The 5,557-nt window shown below is 23.7% G+C and carries 4 protein-coding genes; all 4 read right to left on the reverse strand.

Annotated elements, in window-relative coordinates; all coding sequences use genetic code 11:
- Positions 1-130 precede the first annotated feature (130 nt).
- Positions 131-1,204, reverse strand: coding sequence for an N-acetylneuraminate synthase family protein (locus tag ACYQ44_RS10170; RefSeq protein WP_459997142.1), 1,074 nt, complete (start codon positions 1,202-1,204; stop codon positions 131-133).
- The gene (locus ACYQ44_RS10175) at positions 1,188-2,843 is read right to left on the reverse strand and encodes a cytidylyltransferase domain-containing protein (RefSeq protein WP_459997144.1); all 1,656 of its coding nucleotides are present in this window, start codon (positions 2,841-2,843) and stop codon (positions 1,188-1,190) included. The genes ACYQ44_RS10170 and ACYQ44_RS10175 overlap by 17 nt, the downstream gene beginning before the upstream one ends.
- Positions 2,840-4,270 carry a CDP-glycerol glycerophosphotransferase family protein gene (locus ACYQ44_RS10180; protein WP_459997146.1) on the reverse strand — a complete coding sequence of 477 codons (1,431 nt, stop codon included), beginning with the start codon at positions 4,268-4,270 and terminating at the stop codon, positions 2,840-2,842. Before ACYQ44_RS10180 ends, ACYQ44_RS10175 begins: the two co-directional genes overlap by 4 nt.
- 85 nt (positions 4,271-4,355) lie before the next feature.
- Positions 4,356-5,489: a GumK N-terminal domain-containing glycosyltransferase gene (locus ACYQ44_RS10185; protein WP_459997148.1), complete on the reverse strand. Its 1,134-nt coding sequence runs from the start codon at positions 5,487-5,489 to the stop codon at positions 4,356-4,358.
- Positions 5,490-5,557: the final 68 nt, after the last annotated feature.

Raw genomic sequence — 5,557 nt, forward strand, 5'->3', positions numbered from 1 at the left:
CGTAAAAATAGGAATGGTTATAAACGCCATTCCTTTTAATAAAAAATCTGTTGCCATATACCATATTCCAGATTTTATTGTTACACTATTTTTTATTCTTTGTACTATTTGATTTATTTTTCATCACCACTCATATATTTTTTATCGCTTTAAAATCTCCAAAATATATAATTTCATCTTCATTTATGTCACGAGTTGAAATTGATCCTATAACTTTATCATATAATTCTGGCGGTACCCCTATTCCCGGTCTTTTTATATCAATATCTTCTTTTGTAATAACCTTTCCTTTAGGTATGAATTTTGCTGCGATTAAACTTCTTCTGGCATTATTTCTAGCGGGTATTTCACTCTCTAAATAATCTTTTTTTGTTTTTCCAATAATTTTTTGTAAATTACTTATATGTTCAACAAATTGTTTTAAATCTGTTTTGTCCATTGCATGATAATGATCATTACCTGGTAAGCTTTTGTCAAAAGTAAAATGTTTTTCAATTACTTGAGCCCCCATTAGCCATGCTGCGGTTAGAACATCTTTCATGCCATTCGGTAAAGTGTGATCTGAATATCCTATTATATAATCTGGAAATTTTTCATTCATATCTTTTATCATTCCAATATTTGCATTTTCTAAATTCGTTGGATAGTTTAAAACACAATGTAATAATATTATATTATCATTACCTTCATTTTTAATAGTCTCAACCGCTTTCCAAATTTCAGAAATCGAGCTTGCACCTGTTGAAAGTAATATAGGTTTTTCTTTTTTAGCTATATATTTTAAAAAAGGTATATTTGTTATATCTGCTGATGCAATTTTATATGCAGGAATCAATGGGTCTAAAAAATCCGCAGATTCAAAATCAAAGGGAGTTGACATAAAATCTATTCCGCATTTTTCGGAATATTCAGCTAATAATTCATATTCATTTTTCCAAAATTTGTCATATTTTTTAAATAGCTCATATTGATTTTTTGTATTTTCTTTTGTTGTATCCCAGTATGATGGAGAATATTTCGATGCTAATTTTTCTGCTTTGTATGTTTGAAATTTTATAGCATCTGCGCCAGCTTCAGCTGCTTGCTTTATCATAAGCTTTGCTTTCTCTATATCTCCTTCATGATTAACTCCAGCTTCAGCTATTATATACGGTTTATCAAAAGGTTTGGTTTTATATAAAATTCTTTTACCTATTTTTATCATTTCTCCACCTCCAATAATACTCAATTATTGTATTTTTGACTCTATTTATTCCAGTTCTTAGTTCTTTATATGGTAAATTCTTATACATTAAAAATCTCTCTTCTTTATTATTTAATAAATCTAAAATAGTATTATATATTTTATTTTCATCCACGTTGCATGCTATTCCTAAATACTTAACTCCATTATTATATCTAGCAAATGTATGTAATGTTTCTCTATCATTTTGAGCAATACTTATTATTGGTATTCTCATTGAGGCTAATTCATATACTGTTCTTCCATTTGACGTTAAAGCCAAATCTATATTTTTCATTTCTTTAGCCATATTTCTAACATTTTGAATTATTTCAATATTCTTTTCTATTCCAATATTTTGTATAATCTCATTTAATTTTTTTAATTCTTTATAGCCAGGACCAATAATTATTTTTATTTTTATATTTCTTTTTTTTAGTATTTTTTGTAATGCTATTACAGATTTTAGAGTTAAATTATTTTTATCTACACCTCCAAAGGTTATTAGGATATTCTTAACTTCATCACTAAAATTATTTGGTTGTGTCAATAAAAAATCTTCCTTTAAAACACAATATTCGTAACCATATTTATGATTTTGAGGAACTTTTATCCTTTCATATAGCGAGTTAATTACAAGATTAGCTTTGTCTGAATAGATGCTTAAATCTTCAAAATTAACTATAAAATTATTCGATTTTTTTAAGTTATTCATATATTCTTCTGATGTATCTAAAAAATCATTTACTATAATATCATATTTTTTCGCTATTTTATACAAACTATCAATATCATTTTCATAATATTTAAAACCATTTATACTAATTATTTTTTTTGCATATTCTGATGTGTCAACTAAAAAAAAGTCAATATTATGCCCAATTAATGTCTCTGCTAATGTCACAGTTCTATATATGTGACCCATTCCTATCTCTGAATTGCCTGATGTTACAAATAGAATGTTTAATCGTTGCATAATTTTTTCTGCTATATACCAATCCAATGGTGTATCTATATCTATTGCTTCTTCTGTAGGAATTTCAAAAACAGATATTTTTTCCCCAAATCTATTATTGTATGAGATAAATTCTTTTTTTGAAATAACAAAAGCTCCTGTTTCTTTATATTTTTTAGGTAGCCATTGTCTATTTAATCTTTTTGAATAATTTGGTATGATCTTTTTATTTTCTTTTTTCCATTCAAGATGCGTATTGTCAACAACCGACAATACTGTATCATAATTTTGATCTATCATATATTGGATTGCTTTTTCTAATGTTTCTTTTGTCAATAATGGTGATGTTGGTTGTAAGGTAATTACATAATCAACGTCTGAATAGTTATTTTTATACCATTCATATGCATCATATATTACAGGATCTAATGTTATATTATCTTCTGCTAAATTCTTTGGTCTCTTTCTTATTTTGACATCAAATAACTTAACAACATCTATAATATCTTCATTATCTGTTGTAACAACGATATCAGTAATATAATGGCTATTTTTAGCTGTATTTATTATATATGTTATTAACGGTTTATTATTTAATAATCTTATGTTCTTTTTTTTTATCCCTTTTGATCCTCCTCTAGCTGGAACTATAGCTAATATTTTCATTTTTCCACCTCAATTCCTATTTCTTCTTTTAAAAATTTTATATAGTTTTCCTTCCAATTTTTATTCCAAAAATAATTTATATCATAATTTTTTTTGGATTTAATATCCTTTTTTATCATTTCATATAATTCATTAACGTCATTAAACCATATTCCAATTTCTTTTGGTATATAAGCTTCTGAAAGAGGATGTTGGTATATATATACAGGTTTATTTAATGATGCAGCTTCAAATATAGTTGTTGAATATATACTCACTATATAATCTGATATATTTATTAATTTATATATATCACCATCTTTTTTTATTATAACATTATTATAATTTTCCAACTCTTTGTATCTTTCTTCAAAAGCAACTTCTCCAGGATGTAATTTAAAAATTATTTCATAATTATCACTAATTTTTTCTGCTAATTCTTTTGCTATTTTTACATAAATGTGTGTTAATGTTCCTTGGGATACTATAAGTATTCTTTTTTTATTATCGATTTTCTTTTTATGTAATGATTGGTTGATTTTTTCATAATTATACCAAAAATGTGGATTCCCTACAATTACTTTTTTTACTGGAATTCTCATGTTTTCATTCCAGAATTCCCCATATGTTAATAAGTAATCCGGTAGATATTTTTTATATTCATCATTTTTAAATACTGCTTCTCCATAATTATATGCTATGTGTGACTTGGTTATTACTCCATGTTGGAATTCTCCAACAGTAATTCCTTCATCTTTTAAAAACTTAATTAAAAAATTTTCCGAACCATAACTTGCTGTATTTAAAAACACTATTTTAGGTTTTATTTTATTTATTAGTTTTTTATAGTAATATTCATAAAAAGAAATTTTTAGAACAGTTTTTAAAATTGTATCCCTTACTTTTTTTATATAATATTCATTTAAATTTAAATGCTCTTTTATATACTTAATAAATAAATCTATAAGTTTCAAATCTTTAGAATCTACTTTATTTCTAAAAATTTTATTTTTCAATACAGGCATAATTTTTATATAATCGCGATAATAAACATTTTTAAACTTCCTAGGATAAAAGTATTTAAATCCATAGGAATCTTCCAACATAATTGTATTTCTTTCAAATAAAAAATTGTAGTAATCATAAATTCTATTAAAATACTTTCCATTTATTATAATTGCATTAGTAATTGCAGGACCTATTATCAAAATATCTGCTTGCTTAGACAACATTAATGGATTTTTTATTAATGTTAATTTAATATATCTTAAATAAGCGCTAATTTTCCTTTCTTTTTTTTGAAAACGCGCTTCTAAAAGTTTTTCTTTATCTTTTATTTTATCGAAAAAAATATTATATCTTACCAATTGCCAGAGATTAACTTTATCTTTTATTGTAAAATTTAATAATTCTTCTACTTCTTTTTCTAATAATAAATCAACATCCATCAAAAATACCCCTTTTTATTATAAATTTCAACTCGCAGTATTCATTTTAAGAATTATAGTTTGTTTTTTATAATTATTTTAATCATTACAAATTTATTTTATACCTTTTTATAAGATTTATAAATTGCTTTTTCTTGTTTTTGGATTTATATTTTTCAAAATTTATATTATATTTGATTTTCTTATTTTTTGAATTTATTATTTTTTTTGATATCTCAACAAAATTCTCTGGATTCTTTGAAATTAATATTCCAAATTTTTTTAATTGATTTGACCCTTCATACGGCGTTGTGATTATATATTTTTCAAAATACATATAAGTTAATATTTTTGAAGTAATACCTACGAATTTAAGTTTTTTTCTGTTATTCTTATAAGGAAGTAAACACGCATCAGAGTATTTTATATAAGGTAAAATATCATTATGTGGAACAAAACCATACATATATATATTTTTAAAATTCTTAATCATTTTATTCTTTTTATATGGGCCAAAAATATGTATATTAACTTCAGGAATGCTTTTTGCCAAAGTTGCAATATAATCCCAATCAATATCAAAAAGTCCAAAATATATAAAATTATTTTTTGTTACATATGGGTTTTTATATTTAATATTATTTTGAGGTGCTATAAATCCATTTTCAAAAATTTCCATTTTTTCTGTTAATTCAGGATATCTTTTTTTATATTCATTTAATATTTTTTTATTTGCAACAAGGGTTAAATCTGCAAATTTAATTATTTTATGTTCAAAATTTTTTAGATTATTATCTAAAATAAATTCTACAGGATCAGATTGCCGATAAATAATTTTTGTATTTCTTATATACTTTAGATAATTTGCTAAAAAAACCGCTTTTCCAGACTCTATTACTATAATATCAAATTTATTTTTTTTGAAAAATTTTAATATTGGTATTGCATGTGATTTTTCAAATATTGGAAATAAAAAACTCCATTTTTTAGATGCTTTATTTAAAAAATATGGAACTTTACACAAAACTGTCTTGTTATAAACAGTAGCCTTATCATATTTATAAATTCTTCCTTTAAATAATTTTCTTCTATTTTTAATTAATAAGTGTGGGAAATATGTGGGATAAGTTAGATAAGTAACGTTATATCCATCTTCTACAAAAGATTCTGCAATTAATGAAATGCCTCTTTGCATATTTGGTTTAAACTCCATATACCCTATAATCAAAACGTTTTTCATATTAAACCCTCTCATTAAAAATTTTTAAACACATATTAATATAAATATATTAATTTAAATAATAATTA

Source organism: Marinitoga arctica (genome assembly GCF_054657315.1).